This is a genomic window from Paenibacillus sp. NFR01 (genome assembly GCF_900111565.1).
In the GTDB taxonomy this organism is placed as follows: Bacteria; Bacillota; Bacilli; order Paenibacillales; family Paenibacillaceae; genus Paenibacillus_AQ.
The window spans coordinates 597,629-619,533 of sequence record NZ_FOIK01000001.1; the positions used below are offsets into that span (position 1 = coordinate 597,629).

Sequence of the window (21,905 nt, forward strand, 5' to 3'; positions counted from 1 at the left end):
GCTATTTTAATGAAGGTACTTGTCTATGGAGCGGGCATTCAAGGCAGCTTGCTGGCACATGTGCTGGTAAGAGCCAACCAGGACGTTACGGTTCTGGCGCGGGGACGGCGGGCGGAAGAACTGCGGGACAGCGGTCTGGTCATCCGCCATTATTTGCAGTTCAAGACAACGGTAGACCCGGTGAAGGTGATTATCGATCTGGAGCGGGAGGACCGTTATGACGTCATTTTCGTTACGATGAAATATACGGACTTTCCGCAGGTGCTGCCGGCGCTGGCTCAGAATTGCAGCGAAAATATCATTCTGGTAGGGAACAATGCCACCGCATCGGAGATGCAAGCTTATCTGGAAGCGCATAGCGTGAAGCACAAAAATGTCGCTTTCGCCTTTCAGATCAGCGGCGGCAGCCGCGGGGACAATCGGATAACGGCCATCCGGTTTAACGCCGGGGCGATGGTGGTTGGGGTTTTGGGAGGCGGCGAAATTCCTTTCAAGCGGGTCCTGGAGCAAATGTTCAAAAACAGCAAATACAAAATCAAATACGAACGCAACATCGACGCCTGGCTGAAAAGCCATATGATTTCGATTATTCCGCTCAATTTGGCGGCAGTGATCAAAAACAATCATTTGAAATCGGTAGCCAGAGACAATGAACTGCTGAAGCAGGTGGTGGATGCAATGGATGAGGGATTTGATGTGTTGAAGGCGCTTGGCGTGGAAGTGATTCCGGCCAAACCGGCCGATTGGGTCAAGAAACATAAGCGGTTAAACCGGGTCTTTTATAAACTGTATCATTATTCTCCATTGGCTGCGAAAATTGAAGGTTCAGCACTCGAAATCGAAGGGCTGGTCCAAGGATTTTATGCGCTGAAAAAAAACGGGCCGGACACCGCGACGCCGAATTTCGACGCTTTGGTAAAGCAAGCAACGAAATAAATAAGCAGTACCGCAGCGGCCTTGTCCATCTGGATGACAGGGTCGCTTTTTGTTATGATTTTACTATTCTACAGATCACGGGAGGACGTATGATTACATTCAGTTCGATGACAATCGGGGATGCTCAGCAGATCCGCCAGATCGACCGCTCCGAATTTATCGGCAGATATTACAAATGCCAAGACGGCATCCTGAAAGAAATCGCAGCCGGTCATGAGTGTCCTAACTGGAGCGACGGCGATTACGCCGAAATGATCGCGCGGTACGAAGATGAACTGCGGAACGGAGGGGCGGCTTACGGTGCTTACGACGGGGAAACGTTGGTCGGGTTCGGCGTGCTGGCCCACAAGTTCAGAGGGGCGGACAACGACCAGCTTCAGCTGGACCTGATGTACGTGTCGCGAAATTACCGCAGGCAAGGCATCGGCCGCCGGATCCTGGAGGCTTTAAGCCGCGAAGCCGTCGCCAAAGGCGCCAAGTCTCTGTACATATCAGCGACCGAAACGGAGTCTGCGGTGAAGTTCTATATGAGCTGCGGATCGGATATGACCGATAGCGTGGATGCGGAGCTGTTTGCGAAAGAGCCGCTGGACATTCATATGGTGAAACGGCTGTAGAAGGGGATTAAGAGGGGAAGAGTCAGAGTCGCCCCGGAGCAAATTTTGAGCAAACGTGATACGTCTATAGAGCGAATCGTGGGATTTCCCCCCTCTAATTTAGCCGAAAACGCCGATTTCAAGGGTGAAGCTCTTAGCCCAGGAATGAGCCGGATGGTTCCTCCGCATTCCGCCGGTACCCCATCGGCGGCAGTCCGGTCCAGCGTTTGAATTGCTTGCTGAAATGCGAGACGTCGCGGTATCCGAGCCGGTGGGCGATGGTGTCGACCGACAAGGTATTGTCGAGCAGCAGCAGTTTGGCGTGGCGGATCGTGAGGTCGGACAGATACTGCCGCGGCGACATGCCGTAGATTTGCCGGAACGCGCGGTTGCAGTGATTCGGCGTATAGCCGAGCCGGGCGGCGATCTCCTCGATCCAGCCGCCGCGGCTCTGGGTTGCGGCTGCGGTGAAGACGGACTCCTGCAGCAGGCCTTCAACGGCATGGGCAAGGGCGACGGTATTCTCCGTCACGCCCGCCAGCACTGACGGTCCGGCATCTGGAGTTTCAGCCAGTACCCAGCCGCTTAGGGCGGCAAAAAGCTGCAGCGAGGCTTGCAACGTAACTAGGCGGTTCCGCTGCACATTGCCGGATTCGGTCAGTATCGCTGCGCGGATGACATGATCCAGCGCACGGCGGAAGGCCTGCTTTTCCGGCGTGTCGCCCCTCAGGCTGACGACATCCAGCTTCAGCAGCGCGCGGCGCAAAGCCAGGTCATTAATATCGAAATGCATGCAATAATAAGTCATTTCGTGCTCCGGATCAGCGACAAGGCTGGAATGCGGCACCCCGGGCCGGATGAACACAATCTCTCCGGCTGCCTGAGTGTAGGCCTTATTGCCAACGAGCATCTGCTGCCGCCCTTCCAGCACGACATTGATCTCGAACATGGGATGCGTGTGCTCGGGGTATGACCACTTTGGATCGACCTTTCTCCAGTGGGCAGCGTAGACATGGAAGGCCGTCTGAATGTCGGGAGACATCCGGCCGTCGAGGGAATGAAGGGTTCCGGGTTCATTTATACTCATGAGCGTCCTCTTTAATTGTGAAATAGATAGGCCCATTATAGCATATCCTCTGCAATTGCAGGATTTGCCCAAATAATCGGCAGGTTTGAACCTGTCGGGAAAGAGCTTCCCCGGCTAACATGAAAACATAACCCGAAACTATGGGAAATGCCTAGAGGGAGTCGTGAGAGTAATGCCGGAAAATCTATTTTACAATGCCCATCATTCGCCAATCGGGGCGTTTGCCAGCTTCACCTTAGGTTTTAAGGGGGCTTCCGGAGGGTTCGATCTTGAACTGGCCCGGCCTCCGAAACAAAACATCTATATCGGCCTCGAGCGGAGAGACGGCAAAGGGTTTGATACCTTGCCCTTCCATGACATTGAAGGCGATGACGAAAGCAAACGCTACGACGTGGAAAACACCGGTGCGGACAACGTCAAACCGCGGATTTTGTTTCCTTTTGCGGATCAGGACATCCGTCGGCATATGGAATTATCCACGGATACCTGGCAGGCCGGCGACTTGACATTCCGCATTTTTTCACCTGTTCGAGCCGTACCCGATCCGGAGACGGCAACGGACGAAGAACTGAAGGAAGTGTTGCTGCCGGCTCTGCTGCTCGAGCTTGAAGTGGACAATACGCTGGGGACTTCGCCGCGGCGCGCATTCTTCGGATTTCAGGGGGGCGATCCGTATACCGCGATGCGCCGGCTGGATGACACCAGCGAGCAGCTGACCGGCATTGGCCAAGGCCGTTTTCTGGGCATCGCCGCCGAGAAGGGGACAATGAAGTCCGCGCAGCATTTTACGCTGGAGCAAATATTGCAGGCCGAACTGGAGGAGAACTGGACATTCGGTCTCGGCCAGACGGCTGCGCTGATCATGGACGTACCGCCGGGAGAGCGGAAGACTTTCCGCCTGACCGCGGCGTTCCACCGTTCCGGATACGTCACATCCGGCATGGATGCCTCTTACTTTTACACCCGTTACTTCAGCAATGTGGAAGCGGTCGCCGAATATGCGCTGTCGCGGTTCGATGCCCTGAAGGCAAGCGCGGAAGAGGCAAATACGCTTTTTGACGGAAAAAATCTCAGCGAAGACCAGGCGTTCATGCTGAATCATGCGATCCGCAGCTATTACGGTTCCACCGAGCTGCTTGACTATAACGGGAAGCCGTTCTGGGTGGTCAACGAAGGCGAATACCGGATGATGAACACTTTCGATCTCACGGTCGATCAGCTGTTCTATGAACTGCGGATGAATCCATGGACGGTGCGCAACGAGCTGGATATGTACGTAGAACGGTTCAGCTATACGGATTCGGTGCGTTTTCCGGGAGAAGAGCAAACCTACCCGGGAGGTCTCAGCTTTACCCACGATATGGGCGTAGCCAATGCGGTGTCCCGTCCGGGATATTCCTCTTATGAACTGTACGGCATCGACGGCTGTTTCTCGCATATGACCCATGAACAGCTCGTGAACTGGGTGCTGTGCGCAGCGACGTACGTCGAGCAGACCGGCGACCGGACGTGGCTGGAGCGCAACCTGAAGGTGCTGGGGGATTGCCTGGACAGCATGCTGAACCGGGATCATCCGGATCCGGCGCTGCGGAACGGCATTATGGGGCTCGACAGCTCGCGCACGATGGGCGGAGCGGAGATTACCACGTACGACAGCCTGGATGTATCGCTGGGGCAGGCCCGCAACAACATTTATCTCGCCGGCAAATGCTGGGCGGCTTATGTGGCGATGGAGAAGCTTTTCCGCGTGTACGGAAAAGAAGAACTCGCCTTGACCGCGGGTCTGCAGGCGGAGCGCTGCGCAGCGACGCTCGTCGCCCACGTCACGGACGAGGGCTGGATTCCGGCGGTGATCGGCGAAGGCAACCACTCCCGGATCATCCCGGCCATCGAAGGGCTGATCTTCCCTTACATGACCGGAAGCAAAGAGGCGCTGGAGCCGGACGGCCGTTTCGGCAGCTATATCGCCGCATTGGAGCGGCACCTGCAAACGGTGCTGGTCAAAGGCGTCTGCCTGTTCGAAGACGGCGGCTGGAAAATCTCCTCGACCAGCAACAACAGCTGGCTGAGCAAAATCTATCTGTGCCAGTTTATCGCCCGCAAAATTTTCGGAATGGCGTGGGATGAAAGCGGCAGAGCAGCGGACCGGGCGCATGTGCAGTGGCTGACGCATCCCGAGCTGTCGATCTGGAGCTGGAGCGATCAGATTATCTCCGGGGAGATTATCGGGAGCAAATATTATCCGCGCGGCGTAACCGCAATTCTGTGGCTGGAAGAGTAATGCGTGGAGGCATTCCACTGCACGGCAGCATACATGCTTACGGCAGAAATCATGCACAAAAAAGGACTATCGCCAGATTGGTCAAGACCCCATTTAGTGGACATTGAAAAAAACACCTAGGCAGCAAACTGGCGTCGGTACTCTATCGGCGTCAGTTTGTTGTTTAATTTACGTTGTGGTCGTCTTCGGTTGTAAAATCGTATGTATTTCTTAATTCGCCTTTGTGCCTCTGCCAGATTTCGGATATCATAGGGATAGAGCCCTTCCGTTTTGAGATGCGAGAAGAAGCTCTCCATGGAGGCGTTGTCTAGGCAATTGCCCCGGCGAGACATGCTGATTTGGGCGCCAACCTTGGGCAGCATGTCGTGGTAAGCGTGAGACGTGTACTGGAAACCTTGGTCGCTGTGAACGACCAATCCGGTCACGTCTTTTTGCTTGGCGAAGGCTTTGGCAAACGTCTGCAGTACCAACTCGTTGTCGTTACGTTCGCCGAGCTGGTAAGCCACGATCTCGTTGTTGAACAAATCTTTTACCGCAGAAAGATACAGCCAGCGCTCGCCTACCCGGTATTGGGTCACATCCGTTACCCATTTCTGGTTTGGTTGTTCTGCCGTAAAGTCTCGCTTAAGTAGATTCTCCGCCACACGCTCTCCAGCCTGGTATGTCATGTTAAACCGGCGTTTCCGGCGAATGCCGGCCTGTAGACCGAGCTTTTGCATAAGGCGCAGTACCTTCTTGTGGTTCATCCACACGCCGTCATCCTGCCACAAGAACAGCTGGAGCTGCCGGTAACCATACTTTCCTTCGTAGCGTTTGTACACGGTACGGAGTAGTCGTTTAGCCTCGGCATCCCGGTCGTTACCTTTACGCTTTAAATAGGCGTAGTAACCACTTCTAGAGACGCCAAAGAGTTGGCATAGATCAGTTACTTGCCTTGGGTTTGCCGCTTGCTCGATGAGTTTGTAGCGTTCTTCCTTGCCTCCTGCATCCAGATTTCCAAGCACTTTTTTAACATGTCATTCTCCCGTTTGAGATGAAGAATATACTTGTCTTGATCGATATAATTCTCCCGTCGTCCTCGCTGATCCAATAATCCAAACTCACCTTGTTCCCGATATTTCCGCATCCATTTCTTAACTCTATTCTTATCCTGGATCCCAAGATGTTCAGTAATCTGCCTGTATGTCCATTTCTCCTCCACATGTAGACGGATTGCCTCTTTCTTATCTTCTTCAGTATATGTTTTAAACTTCTGTCCTTTAATCGCCATAAAAATGCACCCCTTAGATTTCATCGGATTAACCAGGGGGTTTTTCCAATGTCTATTCTAAGGGGTGCACTTCAAGATCGGCGGTAGTCCTTTTTCATATCCTGGCTTGTGTCGGCTTAAGCTTCTTTCGCCACCGGAATCTTTACCGGCTCCGGAGCAGGCGTTTCGCTCTTTTGACTTACCTTTTTAATAAAGAAGGTCAGCAGCAGGCCGACGATGCCGATGCCGATGATCACCAGGTAGGCGTCGTTGATGCCCTGGATCATGGCTTCTTGGCCCAGCTGCGCCTGCGACAAGCCGGCTTTGCCGCCGGATGCCATCATGTCCTTCATATGCGTCGTAGTCCGGTTCGTCATGACGGTGACGAGCAGCGAGGTGCCGATTGCTCCGGCGACCTGACGGACGGTATTGGTAATCGCCGTGCCGTGCGCGTTAAGGCGCTTAGGCAGCTGGTTGAGACCTGCCGTTTGTACAGGCATCATGAGCAATGCCATGCCGATCCGGCGCATGGTCGACATCAGCACGAGATACGTATACGATGTCGAGTCGGTCAGGTTAATAAAGCCAAGCGTCGCAACGATGGTGACGACCATCCCGGAGACGGCCAGCCATTTCGCGCCGAAGCGGTCGAACAGCTTGCCGGTCACCGGCATCAGGAAGCCCATCACCAAAGCGCCGGGAAGCATCAGGAGACCGGATTCCAGCGCGGTATACCCGCGGGCATTTTGCAGATACAGCGGCAGCAGCATCATATCGGCATACATCACCATGGTGATCGCGATATTAATAAACGTCGTCAGGCTGAACATGTTGTATTTAAAAGCCCGCAGGTCAAGCAGCGGCTCGCCCGAGCCAAGCTGGCGCCAAGTGAACAAAGCGAGGGCAACGATGCCGACGGCGATGGAGGCAATAACCTCCGCGCTGGACCAGCCGAGACTGCCTGCCCGGCTAAAGCCGTACAGCAAGGTGCCGAAGCCGACCGTAGACAACACGACGCTGAGCAGATCAAACTTCGCTTTGGTGGTTTCCGATACATTTTTCAAAAGGACAAATCCGAATATAATGACGATAACCGCAATCGGAATCATGCCGTAGAACATCGTTTCCCATTTGTAATGCTCGAGAATATAGCCGGCCAGCGTCGGGCCGATCGCCGGTGCGAAGATGATGGCAAGACCCATCATGCCCATCGCCCCGCCCCGTTTCTCAGGAGGGAACAACGCCAGAATGACATTCGTAAGCAGCGGCATAATAATGCCGGCGCCGGCTGCCTGAATCATCCGTCCGGTCAGCAGCGCTGGAAAGTCGGTTGCAATCGCCGCAACCACGGTCCCGATCAGAAAAATAATCATCGAAGCCTGAAACAGCTGTCTCGTCGAGAAGCGAAGCATCAAATATGCCGTAATTGGAATCAATACGCCGTTAACCAGCATGTATCCTGTGGTCAGCCATTGCGCGGTCGTCGCGGAAATGCCGAAATCGCCCATCAGCTTCGGCGTTGCCACGCTCATAATCGTCTGATTCAAGGTAGCCAGGAAGGCACCGAGAATCATAATGAATAAAATGGGTCCTTTGCGGACCGAACCGCCTGATGCGGCATGGGTCGTACTCAAGTTTCTCATCCCCTCTGGTGTTTTCGCGCTGTACTTAATTTACAAAATGTTAGATAATTAACATAGTATAAATTAGTCATAGAATTGATTATATTCAGAAAATCTCTGAAAACAAGCAACAGTTACATTTGATCTGTAAAGTAATTATCATCGCCCGGGTTATCTGTCGCCCAAGTCAAACATGTTGAACAAAAACGCCGAAACTGTAAAATAGGGATCAGGAGGAAGCAGAACACATGAATTCGGATAAACCACGCACCGATCCGCGGATCCTGCGGACGCGCCAGCTGCTGAAGGATGCCTTTATCGATCTGATGCAGGAGATGGACATCGAAAAAATATCGGTGAACAAAATCGCCGAACGCGCCACCGTCAACCGAGTCACCTTTTACCTGCATTACCGAGACATTCCCGACATGATGGACAAGCTCGCCGAAGAGATGTACGAAGATATTCAGCGTGCGCTGAATAATAACCCGCAGGATGGCACCAAAGAAGAGCGCGATTATTATGTGATGGTCAATCTGCTGGAGCATATCGCGGAGAACGCGAAGTTCTATAAAGTGGTGCTGGCTTCGCGGCGGACCCCGATTTTTACGGAGCGGCTGCTGCGGATGGTGTCCGAATCGGTCGTATCCAAGCTGGAAAATGAGCGCGCATCGTTCATCTCCAAAGCCGGCCTGCAAAAGGATATCGTCGTCTGGTACGGCTCGGCTGCCCTGATCGGAACGGTCGTGTCCTGGCTCCGCCATGATATGCCGTACACGCCGCAGTTTCTGGCCCGGCAGTTTACGCTGCTCCGGTCGATGCAGAGATAATTGAAATCGCTAGAACGCCTGGGAGGGTACCATGTTTCAATATACTAAACAAGACTATGACGAGATTGATTTCGGAGGGCGGGATTTAAGATACGGGGAGCTGATCGGCTGCACGTTTATGAACTGTTCGTTTGCAAATGCCGAACTCGATGAGATTACCGTAAGCCATTGCCGGTTTATCGGCTGCAATTTCCGCGGAGCATCGCTGAACGGCTCGCTGCATAACGAATCGGCCTACGAAAACTGCAATTTTACGAGCGCCAACCTGTTCTCCGCCAAGTTCGATACTTGTAAAATGACCGGCTCGGACTTCACGAACGCGACGCTGGACGGCATCACGATGGACAATGGCGATTGGTCCTATACCAACCTGCGGAACGCCAAACTGGCCCGGCAGGATTTGCGCGAAATCCGGTTCGTGGAGACGGATTTTTCGGGTGCCGTTCTGGAGAAGGCCGATCTGCGTAAAGCCGATCTGACCATGGCGATCTTATCGGGCGCCAGACTGGCGGGAGCGGATATCCGCGGCGCAAGCATGGAAGGGATCGATTTCCGGACCTTTGCGGTCACCGGACTGCGGATGGATCAGGAACAGGCTGCTTTGCTGGCCGTTTCGCATGGCGCCAAAGTAGGCTAAACTGATTTTTCCGGGGCTTGGCATTATTTATCGAATAGGAGGCAAACCCATGCAGACGATGTTTCGCTACAATTGGATTGTCCGGGAGCAGTGGTATGACTGGTGCGGGGAAGTAGCGACGGAAGAACTGCTACGCAAGCGGACCGGAGGGGTAGGAAGCATTCTGGAGACGCTGTATCATATCGTGGATGTGGAATGGAGCTGGATTCGCACGCTCCAGGGCCATCCGGATTTTCAAGAGCCGTTCGAGCAGTACAGTACGTTGGAGAAGGTGCGGGAGCTGGACCGCCGCTTCCATCCCGAGGTGGAGGCGTTCGTGAACGCCTGGCAGGACGAGTGGGAGACGCGTCCGCTTTATGTTCCGCAGCCGAATGGCACGATCGCGCTGGATGCCTGGGGCGAGGTCGTCCGCCATGTCGTGGCGCATGAGATCCACCATATCGGGCAGCTGTCGGTGTGGGCGCGGGAGCTCGGCCTTCAGCCGGTATCGGCCAATGTGATCGGCAAAGGCTTGATTACGCCGAAGACAGAGTAGGATGTATGGAGAAAAGTGTATCCCGATTTGGGCTCAAGCGACGGAAGTGCGGCTATACGCAGGCACGAATGAGTAAATGGCGAGATCAATAAGAAACAAGGCAAGGCAGCCATACACCCTTAATTGGTGAGTGGCTGCCTTGCCTTTTGGTATTAAGCGTCCACTTATGCACAGATGTGAACCTCTTTAGAAATTTAGATATCCCTTTAATAATAAGGATTCAAATGTACCAGCACCTCGTCCACGTCGGCATGGTTGTGCTTGATGGTCGATTTGATCTCCCGTGCAATGTCATGGCCTTGCTGGATCGTAAGATCGGCGGGGATGCTGACGCGCACATCGACCAAGATGTAATGACCGTGTTCCCGGGCCCGCACGCGGTCGATGCGTTTAACTTCGGGCACGGATTTAATCAGCCGGGTGAAGTCGATCATTTTCTCAGCGTCGATGGATTTCTCCATCAGCACGTTGGCGGCTTCTTTTCCCATATGGATCGCCAGCTTCAATACTAAATAAGAAACGACAATGCCCGCAACCGGATCGCCATACGCAAGGAAATGTATGTCATAATGCTCGCCGACGAGCGACAGGCCAATCCCGGCGACAGCGGCGATCGACGCATAAACGTCGGCCAGATGGTCATAAGCCGTGGCCAGCAGACCTTTGGATTTGGCGGCTTGACCCACCTTGAAGGTGTAGCGGTAGAGCCAAAACTTCCAGATCAAGGAGATAAACGCGGCAATTAGCGCGATAAAGCTGGCCGGATGCGGCTCCTCGAATAACCCCAAAACGGCATGGTATGCCATGTAGAAGGCGGCGATGCCAAGAATGATCCCGACAATGCCTGCCGCCAGCACCTCCGCTTTGCCGTGTCCGTAAGGATGATCCTCGTCGGCCGGACGCTGCGAGATTCGCATGGACCCCAGTGCCGCGCCCGAAGCGATGACATCCCCCGCGTTATGTACCCCGTCCGCCAAAAGAACGGGACTGTTGAAGAATACGCCCACCACGATTTTTCCGATGGTCAAAATCAAGTTGCTGATCAAGCTGATACTTACGGCAAGCATGGATTCGTTTTTTTCTTTGCTCAATGAAAAAGCCTCCGTTACGATGCGATGCATGGTGCGCATGATTTTAGATTATTTCGTCGGTTCGTAGTGCACATGGACTTCGATAATTTCCGAGGATTTTTTTAATTCATTCTCTACATTAGTGGCCACGTCATGGGCCTTCTGAAACGCCAGATCGCCTTTGATCGACAGGACGACGTCCACCACGGCGTTGCTGCCGTAATTCCGCGCCCGCAGATCCATCACGTCTTCGACCCCTGCTACTTGCATAACCGTTTCTTTGTAGGCCTGAACCGCCGCTTCGTCATAACCGTCGGATAACTGATGGGAAGCTTCGCGGAAGATGTCCCAGGCAGTCCTGCAAATGATAAAACCAACGGCAACAGCCGTTACAGGGTCAAGCCAAGGAATGCCGAATTGCGAACCGACGATGCCGATAACCGCGCCGATACTCACGATGGCGTCCGAAATATTGTCTTTGGCCGCCGCCATAACGGCCTGGCTCCGGATTTTAGCGGCAAGATTTTTATTATACCGGTATACAAAGTACATCACAACCGCACAAAATAATCCGGTCCATACCGAGATCAAATCCGGCGACTGTGCCCGGCCCTTGAAAACGGATGAAACAGCGGCCACCAATACCTCTAGACCTACGGCCATCATAATGAAGGAAGCGGTAAGCGAGGCGATCGTTTCGGACTTCCAGTGACCGTAAGGGTGGTCCAGATCCGCAGGTCTTTGGGCAAGCTTAAGTCCGATCAACACGGCAATGGAAGCGATAATATCCGTCGCGTTGTTTAATCCGTCCGCCTTAAGCGCTTCCGAACCGGAAAAATTGCCTATGATTAATTTGAGTGCCGAGAGGCAAATGTATGCAATGATGCTGACGATTGCCCCGCGTTCGCCCAATTTCAAGTTTTCGAAACGCTGCTGCTGCTCCATATCGCTTCAGCAACCTCCTTGTCGTCCCCGGCATTTTTATATATTACCAGCCGCAATTTGAGTGGGTCTAGAGAAACGTTTTTACCCGGGGGACTAAAAATGTCCCCAGACAAAGAAGCTTGCGCTCGGGCAAAAAGGTTGCCCCGGTCAATTTTCTGCACAAACCAGATAAACGCGATGTGAAAATGTGGTACATCAACGGTTCAAAAATGGGCGGGCTTTGAGTATAATGAAATAGCGATTCATTGATGCCGTGCTAGAAATGATTCCAAGAACAAGGAGAGGCCGAATGAAACAACGATCAATTATGTTTCAGTTGACGCTGATTTTGTTTTTTGTCATGGCTGTCCCGCTGAGTATCCTGACCTGGTACAGCGACGGGCAGATCTTGCGCAATTCCGAGAACACGATTGCCGAATCCTCGCTTGCCGGTTTGAATGCCAATCGTCAATTAAATGAAAGCGCTCTCAATTCTTTGGCGCAGGATACGGTCCGGTTTGCCGCCACGAAGGTATTCGACCCGATCCGCAACTACAAAACTTATGACAAGCTGAACATGAACTACAGCACGATCAGCAGCGCGCTGATCATCATGCATGAACTGCAAAATCTGAACAAACGAATGAACGGCGTGTACTCCTCTTATTTTTATCTCGAAGATTCGGACTATGTCGTCTCGACGGATAAGGGGATTACTACGCTGGAGCGGTATGAGCCGCTCGATTGGATCGACAGTGCCCTTGAGGAGCAGCGGGGAATCAGCGGCGTCTGGTATCCGCGCAGGCTGTCCTCGGGGATCAATGTGGTTTCTTATGTGCTGCAGCTCAACCGGCTGACGACCACCACCCGCGGTACGCTTGTCGTCAATATGCGGGAAAGCCAGATCGGGGATTATCTGCTGACGTCGGAGCATGGCAAGCACGGCTATTTCCTGCTGAATGCGGACGGGATGATCATCTCCCAGACGGATAAAAGCCTGCTGTTCACGAATGGGTACAAACAGCCGTTTATCGGCGAGATTATGCAGAGCGGCCAAGAGCAGGGGTATATTTTCCGCAAGCTGAAGGATGAACGGTTGATTTATACCTGGTCGAAATCGGACCTGTATCATTGGTGGAATATCAACGTGTATTCGATGGACGAACTGATGGCGAAGTCGCGCCATTTGCAGCAGAGCATTATTTTGCTCATGGCCATCATCATCTTCGTGGGCGCCGGAGCGACCGTCTTGATCGCAACGCGCATGTCCAAGCCGGTGAAGCGGCTCGTGCGGAACATCCATTCGCGGGGCAACCTGGAGGCGGCCAACAAAAACGAGCTGCTGTTCATCGAATCGGCCTTCAAGCGGATGCAGGAGGAGGAAGAGGAGCTGTATACGCTGCTCAAGCAGCGGGAGAAGGATTCGCTGAGCCTGGCGGTCCACAATCTGCTGCGGGGGGAAATGACCGATCAGATCGCCGAGCTGTTCCCGGCCGCTTATTACCGCGTTGCCGTCATCTCCATTGACCAATACCGGAAGTACGTGAAGCATATGAGTCCCGAAACGCGCAAATACCACCGCTACCTGCTGATTTCGCAAAGCGACAGCCTGTTTCCGGATACGATCCTGGCCCGAACCGTGTATCATGCTGACGGCCGTTTTCTGATTGTGATGAATTACAGCGATGAAGAACCGGGAAGATGCGAGGGCGAGCTGCGCGGGATTCTGACGAAAATCCGGGAAAAAGCGGCCGAGATTCTTGGGCACACGATTACGATCGGTGTCAGCAGCCAAACCGGGGAAAGCGCCGTCATTCCGGACAAGGTGCTGGAAGCGATGGAAGGGATCAAGCAGCGGATGATCGAAGGCAGCGGCACGATCTGCTTCTGGAAGCAGGAGGTGTATGAACGCCGGAAGTACATTTACCCGAACCACAGCGAACGGCGTATCGTTAATTTCCTCGAAAAAGGCGACCTGGACAGCATTTCCCGGGAGCTTGCGCTGATCCGCAAGGACATCCAGTCGGCGGAGTATATCACTTATGATAATATCATGTTCATTTATAACCAGCTGATCGGCGTGACGATCAAATATCTGCGGGAGAACAACGCGCATGCGGTGCGGATATTTGCCGGGCAGGAGGACATTTACTCGACGATCGCTGCAATCGATACGCTGGATGAACTGGAGGAATACCTCCAGAGCTTTTTCAGTGAAATCATCCGCAATTTATCCCGCAGCTCCGGCGAAGCTGGTCACGGCGAACGGATTACCCGATATCTGGAGCAGCATTTCTGCCAGGAGATCAGTTTTGAACAGATGGCCAAGGAAATCGGCATCAGCTATTCCTACATGCGCCGGATTGTCTACGAACTGACCGGAAAAAGCCTGATCGACTATACGAATCTGCTGCGGATCAACAAAGCGAAGCAGATTCTGCAAACGACCAACCTGACCATGGCGCAGATTGCCGCAGAAGTCGGCTATAACAACGTTCAAAGCTTTAACCGCTTTTTCCGCAAATACGAAGGCATGTCCCCGGGGAATTTCCGGACCTTGAGGCCGGAGCAGGCGGATCGTGCGCAGTAATCAAAACAGCGATGGAACTGGGCTCCGTTCGGCAGCGAACCGGTGTACAAGTTCCATTTTTGCTATAGATGTTCAGAAATGATTATGCCGATCAAAAGTGAAGCCCGTTATCAATACTCACGATTTACCGTCGGCGGGGCGGCAGGCTATGATGCAGACATAACCCGGCCGGCACCTTGCAACTCGGCGGCGTTACATTCCTACCATATCCAGATCGGGGGTGAAACATTTGAAAGTTGAAAGCGCTTCAAGCACTCGTGAAACCGCTTTAAAAAGCATCCGGCCGCGTTCGGGGGCACTCCGGAACATCTTTCGCCGGGATTGGCAGCTGTATGCGCTTCTGGTCATTCCGCTCGCTTTTGTTCTCGTTTTTAAATACGCGCCGATGACCGGGCTGATCATCGCCTTCAAAAACTACAAGATCTCCAGAGGCTTCTGGGGCAGCGAATGGGTAGGCTTTGATATCTTCCGCCAGATCTTCGATAAGCCGGATTTCACCCGGGCGTTCCGAAACACGGTCATGCTGAATCTGCTGGACCTGCTGTTCAGCTTCACGATGCCGATCGTGCTGGCGCTGCTGCTCAATGAAGTGAAGAATATCAAATTCAAACGCGTCAATCAGACGCTGCTGTACCTGCCGCACTTTCTGTCCTGGATCATCATCGGCGCGATCGCCTACCAACTGCTCGGGCAGAGCAGCGGGGTGGTCAATAACGTCATCGAGAATCAGGGCGGCAACCGGGTTCCGTTCCTGCAGGAAGATACGCACTGGCTGATCAGTTATCTGGCCATCGGCGTCTGGCAGAGCATGGGCTGGGGCACGATCATTTATCTGGCCGCGATCAGCGGCGTCAATCCGGAGATGTATGAAGCGGCAACGGTGGACGGAGCCGGCCGGTGGCGCAAAATGTGGAACATCACGCTGCCTTCCATCCGGGCAACCATCGTCACGCTACTGATCATGAACCTCGGCAAAGTCATGGAGGGCTCGTTCGAACGGGTATTTGCGCTGGCGAATAAAGCGACGACGGAATATACGACGACGATACCCGTCCTGGTGTACCGCTGGGGGATTGAAAGCGGCAACTTCAGCCGCGCCACGGCGCTTGGTTTATTCCAGTCCGTCATCGGGCTGGCGCTCGTACTTCTGTCCGACCGGATCGCCAAAAAGCTTGGCGAAGACGGATTGATCTAGAGAGGAGGCGTAACATGAAAACATCCAATGGCGTGATCGCCATGCGTTCGAAAAAGCGTTTTGACATCTGGGATGTATTGATCCGCCTTGCTCTGATCATCGTCTCGCTGGCTTGCCTGCTGCCTTTTGTCCATGTCGTCTCGAAATCGTTCAGCGAAGATGCTTACGTGATTGCCAACAAGGTCATTTTGTGGCCGGAAGGCTTTACGATTGAGGCTTATAAAAAAATCTTCGCCGACGACAGTATCCTGCGATCCTTCGGCGTCTCGGTGCTCGTCACGGTGCTGTTCACGATTCTGGGGATGGTGATCACCATCTTCGCCGCTTATCCGCTGTCCCGCAAACAGCTTAAAGGCCGTACCGTACTGACGCTGATCTTCACCATCCCGCTGTTTTTCAGCGGAGGTATCATCCCGGAATTCATGAATATCAGCAATCTCGGCCTGCTGGATACGCTGTGGTCGCTCATTCTGCCGCTGGCATTCAGCGCGTTCAACCTGCTGATCATGAAAAGCTCGCTCACGAGCAGCATCCCGGTCAGTCTGGAAGAATCCGCGTGGATCGACGGCGCGAGCCACTTCCGCATTCTGTGGAGCATCGTGCTTCCGCTGTCCAAGCCCATTCTGGCCACCTTATCTTTGTTCTACGCCGTCGGCCGCTGGAACGCTTACCAGGATGCGCTGTTCTACATCAAACAAAATACCGATCTCCGTCCGCTGCAGCTCAAGCTTTATTACCTGATTATCCAGGCCAGCGAAAGCTTCCAGCTGGAGGCCACATCCGTAAAGCTGAGCAATCCGGAAGTGCTGAAAGCGTCCTGCGTCGTGTTCGCGACCGTCCCGATTCTCTGCATTTATCCTTTCATTCAGAAATATTTCGTTCAAGGCGTCATGCTCGGTGCAATCAAGGAGTAACCATTTCAAATCAGATGGGGGAACGCGCAATGAAAAAAAGGTCAACCGTTTCACTGCTTGCCGCACTTCTTACCGCAACCACGGTGTTTGCCGGCTGTTCATCGGACAATAGCAATACCAAGAACGCTGCGGACGCGAATACCGGCACGAACACCGCAACGAATGCACCTGCGGAAACCGCCGATGCCAAAGGGGATTACACCGATTATTCCAAAGGGTTTCCGGAGAAAGTCAATTTGGATATCCCGGTTTATGAACGCGCTTTCGAGGGCTGGAATGTAACCGATAACTACTATACACGCTGGATTCAGAAGGAATTCGGCGACAAGTACAACGTCAAAGTGAATTTTGTCCCGATCACCCGGAGCAGCGAAGTGACCGACTTCGAACAATTGCTGGCTTCACATAAGGCGCCGGATCTGATTTTCCATTATGACATGCCGCAGGCCATCGCCTATTACGGCGAAGACGTTCTGCAAGAGCTCGATTATAACGAAGTTGAATACTACGCGCCGACTTACTGGAAAAATATGAGCGAGACGATCAACCAGTACGGCAAGGTGGACGGCAAAAACATCTTCCTGTTCGCCGCGCGTCCGGCCGTGGACAACTTCACGACGCTGATCCGCAAGGACTGGGTGGAAAAGGTCGGCATGAAGGTGGAAGACCTGACCTCGCTGGAGAAATATAACGAATTGCTGGCCAAATGGAAGGCTGCGGGCCTTGGCACCGGCGCCGAAACGCTGAAGAAGAACTTCTTCAACTTCAACTATGCGTTCCGGGATTGGCCGGTCGACGAGAAAGAACGGGCTTTGTACTCCGACCTCAGCGTGGCGGACCTGACGACGCCGGCGACGGAGAAATACCTGCGCAACCTGAACTATCAATACAATAACGGACTGATCGACAAGGAATTCTATCTGCGCGACGATGACGCCAAGACCAAAGCCGAATTCGTTGCCGGAAAAACGGGCACTTACGCTCTGTATCTTGCCAGCAACACGGATGCCATCGACGCTACTTTGAAAAATGATCCGAAGGCCGAATTCGCGATTCTTCCTCCGGGGGCGGGCGTTCCGGAAGGCAACAAGCCGCAGGGCCGGGCTTACTGGCCGTTTGGCTTCATCATGGGCGTCAACTATGAATCCTCCCCTGAAGAACGTGCTGCGCTGTATATGTACCTGGAATGGATGAGCCAGCCGGATAACCTGTTTTTCCTGCAAAACGGGGTAGAAGGCCAAAACTATACGCTTGATGCCGACGGCATTGCCGTGAAAACCGCCGATTTCAGCGGCGAATCCGTACTGTCCCAGAACAACAACAAAGACTATTGGGCGCTGGTCACCGAAACGATCCAATACGCCGATCCGGCGGTCAACCGCAAAGCCAACATCCGCCTGTGGGCGCCTCCGGGACGCGAGGCACTGGTGGAAGACCTGCTGAAATATTATGATGAAACTGCGGAATTCCGCACGCCGGACGCGCTGTACAGCGTCGTGCTGGAGAAGGTGAACGAATATAAAGCCGATCTGAACTCGCTGTTCCAGGAGCTGTACATCAAATGCGCCCTTGCTCCGGTTGACCAGTTCGACGCGACTTACGAAGCGGCCAAGAAAACGTATCTGGATGCCGGCTATCAGGAAATTCTCGACGAGAAGCAAGCGGCAATCGATGCGGGTAAATACAATTAATCCGTTGTTTTTGTGAAACAGATAATGACGAAAGCCCCAGCTCAATCCGGCCGGGGCTTTTGCTAAGGAGGCATCATCACTTGATCATTACAACCGGAACGACGGAACTGAAGCAGACGATTGACCGGGTCGTAAATTACACGCTGGATATGGACCTAACCTGGGACTGGCCTTGCGGCGTCGCGTATTACGGCGTCAGCCGCGCATTCGAGGTGACCGGCGAACCGGCCTATTTGGAACGGATGGCTAAGTTTTGCGACGAATATCTGGCCGCCGGGCTTCCGGTGTGGACCGTCAACACCTGCGCCATGGGGCATATGCTGCTGACGCTGTATGAGCAAACGAAAGATCAGAAGTATTTGGACCTGATCCTCAGCAAAGTCGATTATCTGGAGAACAAGGCGCTGCGTTTCGGCGACCGCGTGCTTCAGCATACTGTATCGGCGAACAATGATTTTCCCGAGCAGGCCTGGGCCGACACGCTGTTTATGGCCGGGTATTTCCTGCTGCGCACGGGCGTTCTGCTGGGGGACAAAAAGCTGGTCGACGACGCCCTGCACCAGTTCTACTGGCATATCAACTATTTGCAGGACGAGAATACTGGGCTATGGTACCACGGCTACAACAACGTAAATAAAGACCATATGTCGGGCATGTACTGGGCGCGGGCCAATGCCTGGGCCGCCTACACGATGGCGCGCGCGGCCAAGGGGCTGCCGGAAGCCTATCTGTACCCGCCGATGATGCATATCTGGAGCTCGCTGCGCGACCAGCTGGCGGCGATCAAAAAGCTGCAGAAGGAAGACGGGCTGTGGGGCACCGTACTGGATTACCCTGAAGCTTACAGCGAAGTGTCGGCTTCGGCGGGAATCGCTGCGGCGATGGTCGTCCAGGGCAATCCGCTGCACGGCAAATACGTGCAAAAGGCGCTGGACGGCGTTCTGGCGAACATCTCGGACAACGGCCGCGTGCTGAACGTCTCCGGCGGGACCGCCGTCATGAACGACATTGCCGGGTACCTACAGATTGACCGGAAGTGGGCGCAGGGCTGGGGCCAGGGCCTCACGTTGGCGCTGCTGACGGCGGTGCTGGAGGAGGCGGAGATTGCGGAGCGGGAGAAGGCTGTGCACTGAATGTCCGAAAGGCGCCCTTTCATTGTACGAAATGCAATGAAGCAGAATACGCAAGTGTGAAAGATGCTTGTGAGCAGACAAAGTGGAGAATGAGATCGATGATGTCCATGAGTAGCCGCATAAAAAAGGTACCGGCAGATTAAATCTGCCGGTACCTTTGCACTTTTAAGCGGATGGACGATCGCTCTAAACGTGGCGTCCTTACTTATGCCCTGCTTCCTCGGCATGCAGCTTGGCGATCAGCTTGTCGCCTTCCACATCGAGGTTCGGCAGCAGGCGGTCCAGCCATTTCGGCAGCCACCAGGCTTTGTCGCCGAAGACGGCCATTACCGCCGGAACAAGCGTCATGCGGATGATGAAGGCATCGATCAGGATGCCGAAAGCAAGCGCAAAGCCGATTTGCTTGATCATGGCGTCCGGCGCGAAGATGAAGCCCGCGAAAACGGAAACCATGATAATGCCGGCGGCAAGCACGACGCGGCTGGCCAGGTCGTACCCGTGAACGACGGCGTCGTTGCCGTGGCGGCCATGGACATACGCTTCGCGCATCGAGCTGACGAGGAAGACCTGATAGTCCATGGCCAGGCCGTACAGGATACCGGTCACGAGGATCGGCATAAAGCTCAGCAATGGGCCGCCGGTGTCAAACCCGAATAGCGAATGCAGCCAGCCCCATTGATACACGGCGGTCGTTACGCCGAAGGTAGCGAGAATACTGAGAATGAAGCCGACGGTCGCTTTGACCGGAACGATGATCGAACGGAAGACGAGCAGCAGGATAATCAGCGACAGCACAACGATGATGCCGATGTATACCGGCAGCGCATCGGACAGCTTGGAGGACATGTCGATGTTGATCGCGGTAAAGCCGGTTACGCCGAGCGATACATTGTTATCGGCGGCAATGCCGGAATCTTCGTTGCGCAGATCATGGACAAGGTCCCGCGTAGCCGTATCGGTCGGGCCGGTTTTTGGAATCAGGCTGATGATGGCAATGTCGCCGGTAGCGTTGACGCCCAACGGCGAGACAAGCGTGACATTATCATGCTGCTGCAGCTCCTGGGTCAGCTTGCCCAGCGTTTGCATCGTGATTTTGTCGGAAGGATTTTTCGGTTCAGCGACGATCAGCAGCGGGCCGTTAAAGCCTTCGCCGAACCCCTTAGTTGTGATATCGTAGCTTTGGCGCGCCGCCGTATCCAGGTTGGCGGAGGCGCCGGACGGAATGCCGAGCTCCATCTTGGTGACAGGAATTGCTGCGGTTCCAAGGACGATTACCACCAAAACGATGATCAGCCAGCGGAACTTCACGGCCATGTTGGCCCAGCGGTGCGAGAAGCCTTGCGGTGCCTGATGGGCGCCGTGGCCTGCGCTTTTAGAGCGGGCTTTGGCGGAGCAGATGCGCTCGCCGACCAGGCCGAGCAGTGCAGGCAGCATGGTCAATGCCAGCAATACGGTAATCAGCACGCTGAACGCGGCGACCAGCGCCATCGTGGACAAAAACTGGATGCCAATAACCAGCAAGCCGCACAAGGCGATCATGACGGTCAAGCCGGCGAAAAAGACGGCGCTGCCGGCGGTGCCGACCGCGCGGCTGGCCGCTTCGCGCGCGCTGAGCTTCTCGTCGAGAATCAGCCTGCGCTGGCGGTTAACGATAAACAGCGAATAGTCGATGCCGACGGCTAGGCCGATCATGACGGCCAGAATCGGCGTAAGATCCGTCATTTGAATCACATTGGAAAGGGCAAACGCGCCGCCGACGCTGATGGCGACGCCCAGCAGGGCGGTAATCAGCGGCAGGCCTGCCGCAACAACGGAGCCGAGCGTAATGAACAGTACGATTGCGGCAACGACAACGCCAACCGCTTCGGTCGAACCGATGGAAGGCGTGCTCTTCAGCGAGTCGCTCGGAATCGCGGTGATGCCGGAGCCGCCTTGCTCCACTTTGGTAACGGCAGCGATGACGTTATCCGGCACTTCCGAAGGCAGCGAGGTCTGCTGCACCGTGAACTGGAACTGGAACAAGGCGATGCTGCCGTCCGCGGACAGCATTACGCCGTTCAGCGGCGCGCCGTCCACCATCAGCGGGCCGTAGGGCAAGCCCGCTGCCGCCTGCTGCGCTGCGGCAGCAGCAGCTGCGGCGGCTTGATCTGCCGCAGCCGTGTCGGCACCGGCAGCCGCCGAAGGATCGGCTGCCGCGCCTTGGCCCGCTGCGGCGTCCTGCCCCGCTGCGGCGTCCTGCCCCGCAGCGGCAGCCTGGCCGGCGGCTTCGGCCGCCAGCTCGGCCGGGTTAATGACGTAATCCATGCTGTATACGTCATTAACGGCCTTGGCAATGAGCGCCGCACGTTCCGGCGTGTCCAGACGTTCGCCTTCCGGCGCGGTGAACGCGACACTGGCTTGCCCGCCGGCGGCGGCAGGCAGCTGCTCGGCGAGCATATCCAGCACCTTTTGCGATTCGGTGCCTTCGATCTTCATCTCCGAGCTCGAATGAATGCCGTTAACCCCGAGCAGGGAGCCGACCACGCCGAGGATGATGATCCAGGCGGCGATGAAATACCATGGCTTGGAATAAGCCGATTTTCCCAACCGGTATAAAAATGTTGACATGTAGGTTT

Annotated in this window: 18 protein-coding genes; 11 read left to right on the forward strand and 7 right to left on the reverse strand. The window is 54.5% G+C overall.

Going from position 1 to position 21,905, the window contains the following annotated elements:
* Positions 1 to 9 precede the first annotated feature (9 nt).
* Together BMW84_RS02595 and BMW84_RS02600 are read left to right on the forward strand one after the other, a co-directional pair.
* Complete coding sequence (locus BMW84_RS02595) at positions 10 to 936, forward strand: ketopantoate reductase family protein (RefSeq protein WP_091064120.1); 927 nt, start codon at positions 10 to 12, stop codon at positions 934 to 936.
* Positions 937 to 1,025: 89 nt separating this feature from the next.
* A complete protein-coding gene (locus tag BMW84_RS02600) occupies positions 1,026 to 1,553 on the forward strand; it encodes a GNAT family N-acetyltransferase (protein WP_091064123.1) in 528 nt (175 codons plus the stop codon).
* A gap of 133 nt (positions 1,554 to 1,686) precedes the next feature.
* Here the strand turns inward: BMW84_RS02600 and BMW84_RS02605 are convergent, their stop codons facing one another.
* Positions 1,687 to 2,619, reverse strand: coding sequence for a helix-turn-helix domain-containing protein (locus BMW84_RS02605; RefSeq protein WP_175498651.1), 933 nt, complete (start codon positions 2,617 to 2,619; stop codon positions 1,687 to 1,689).
* A 172-nt stretch (positions 2,620 to 2,791) separates the two neighbouring features.
* Here BMW84_RS02605 and BMW84_RS02610 point away from each other — a divergent pair, with 172 nt between their 5' ends.
* On the forward strand, positions 2,792 to 4,900 hold the full coding sequence (locus BMW84_RS02610; RefSeq protein WP_091064125.1) for a glycoside hydrolase family 52 protein: 2,109 nt from the start codon (positions 2,792 to 2,794) through the stop codon (positions 4,898 to 4,900).
* Positions 4,901 to 5,016: 116 nt separating this feature from the next.
* On the opposite strand, the gene BMW84_RS02615 is transcribed toward BMW84_RS02610, so the two are convergent.
* From BMW84_RS02615 to BMW84_RS02625, 3 genes are all read right to left on the reverse strand, one after another.
* Positions 5,017 to 5,904, reverse strand: a complete 888-nt coding sequence (locus BMW84_RS02615; protein WP_091064135.1) for an IS3 family transposase — start codon at positions 5,902 to 5,904, stop codon at positions 5,017 to 5,019.
* Entirely contained in the window at positions 5,826 to 6,170 is a 345-nt protein-coding gene (locus tag BMW84_RS02620) for a helix-turn-helix domain-containing protein (RefSeq protein ID WP_091064137.1), read from the reverse strand. Before BMW84_RS02620 ends, BMW84_RS02615 begins: the two co-directional genes overlap by 79 nt.
* A gap of 116 nt (positions 6,171 to 6,286) precedes the next feature.
* The gene (locus BMW84_RS02625) at positions 6,287 to 7,792 is read right to left on the reverse strand and encodes a DHA2 family efflux MFS transporter permease subunit (protein ID WP_091064138.1); all 1,506 of its coding nucleotides are present in this window, start codon (positions 7,790 to 7,792) and stop codon (positions 6,287 to 6,289) included.
* Positions 7,793 to 8,019: 227 nt separating this feature from the next.
* On the opposite strand from BMW84_RS02625, the gene BMW84_RS02630 reads away from it, so the two are divergent.
* The 3 genes from BMW84_RS02630 to BMW84_RS02640 are packed head-to-tail and all read left to right on the forward strand — an operon-like array spanning position 8,020 to position 9,773.
* Complete coding sequence (locus BMW84_RS02630) at positions 8,020 to 8,601, forward strand: TetR/AcrR family transcriptional regulator (RefSeq protein ID WP_091064139.1); 582 nt, start codon at positions 8,020 to 8,022, stop codon at positions 8,599 to 8,601.
* Positions 8,602 to 8,632: 31 nt separating this feature from the next.
* On the forward strand, positions 8,633 to 9,238 hold the full coding sequence (locus tag BMW84_RS02635) for a pentapeptide repeat-containing protein (protein WP_091064140.1): 606 nt from the start codon (positions 8,633 to 8,635) through the stop codon (positions 9,236 to 9,238).
* A gap of 49 nt (positions 9,239 to 9,287) precedes the next feature.
* Positions 9,288 to 9,773 carry a DinB family protein gene (locus BMW84_RS02640; RefSeq protein WP_091064145.1) on the forward strand — a complete coding sequence of 162 codons (486 nt, stop codon included), beginning with the start codon at positions 9,288 to 9,290 and terminating at the stop codon, positions 9,771 to 9,773.
* Between the two features lie 206 nt (positions 9,774 to 9,979).
* On the opposite strand, the gene BMW84_RS02645 is transcribed toward BMW84_RS02640, so the two are convergent.
* On the reverse strand, positions 9,980 to 10,894 hold the full coding sequence (locus tag BMW84_RS02645; protein WP_091067984.1) for a cation diffusion facilitator family transporter: 915 nt from the start codon (positions 10,892 to 10,894) through the stop codon (positions 9,980 to 9,982).
* A gap of 18 nt (positions 10,895 to 10,912) precedes the next feature.
* Positions 10,913 to 11,788, reverse strand: a complete 876-nt coding sequence (locus BMW84_RS02650) for a cation diffusion facilitator family transporter (protein ID WP_091064154.1) — start codon at positions 11,786 to 11,788, stop codon at positions 10,913 to 10,915.
* Positions 11,789 to 12,077: 289 nt separating this feature from the next.
* Between BMW84_RS02650 and BMW84_RS02655 the strand changes: the two genes are divergently transcribed.
* The 5 genes from BMW84_RS02655 to BMW84_RS02675 all read left to right on the forward strand — a co-directional run bounded on the left by BMW84_RS02655 (position 12,078) and on the right by BMW84_RS02675 (position 19,290).
* Positions 12,078 to 14,357 carry an AraC family transcriptional regulator gene (locus BMW84_RS02655; RefSeq protein WP_091064157.1) on the forward strand — a complete coding sequence of 760 codons (2,280 nt, stop codon included), beginning with the start codon at positions 12,078 to 12,080 and terminating at the stop codon, positions 14,355 to 14,357.
* Positions 14,358 to 14,634: 277 nt separating this feature from the next.
* Positions 14,635 to 15,552: an ABC transporter permease gene (locus tag BMW84_RS02660; RefSeq protein ID WP_254772929.1), complete on the forward strand. Its 918-nt coding sequence runs from the start codon at positions 14,635 to 14,637 to the stop codon at positions 15,550 to 15,552.
* A gap of 14 nt (positions 15,553 to 15,566) precedes the next feature.
* Entirely contained in the window at positions 15,567 to 16,466 is a 900-nt protein-coding gene (locus BMW84_RS02665) for a carbohydrate ABC transporter permease (RefSeq protein WP_091064160.1), read from the forward strand.
* A 29-nt stretch (positions 16,467 to 16,495) separates the two neighbouring features.
* Complete coding sequence (locus BMW84_RS02670; protein ID WP_091064163.1) at positions 16,496 to 18,157, forward strand: type 2 periplasmic-binding domain-containing protein; 1,662 nt, start codon at positions 16,496 to 16,498, stop codon at positions 18,155 to 18,157.
* An 80-nt stretch (positions 18,158 to 18,237) separates the two neighbouring features.
* Positions 18,238 to 19,290, forward strand: a complete 1,053-nt coding sequence (locus BMW84_RS02675; protein ID WP_091064164.1) for a glycoside hydrolase family 88/105 protein — start codon at positions 18,238 to 18,240, stop codon at positions 19,288 to 19,290.
* Between the two features lie 201 nt (positions 19,291 to 19,491).
* On the opposite strand, the gene BMW84_RS02680 is transcribed toward BMW84_RS02675, so the two are convergent.
* Positions 19,492 to 21,897, reverse strand: coding sequence for an MMPL family transporter (locus BMW84_RS02680; protein ID WP_091064166.1), 2,406 nt, complete (start codon positions 21,895 to 21,897; stop codon positions 19,492 to 19,494).
* Between the last annotated feature and the right edge of the window lie 8 nt (positions 21,898 to 21,905).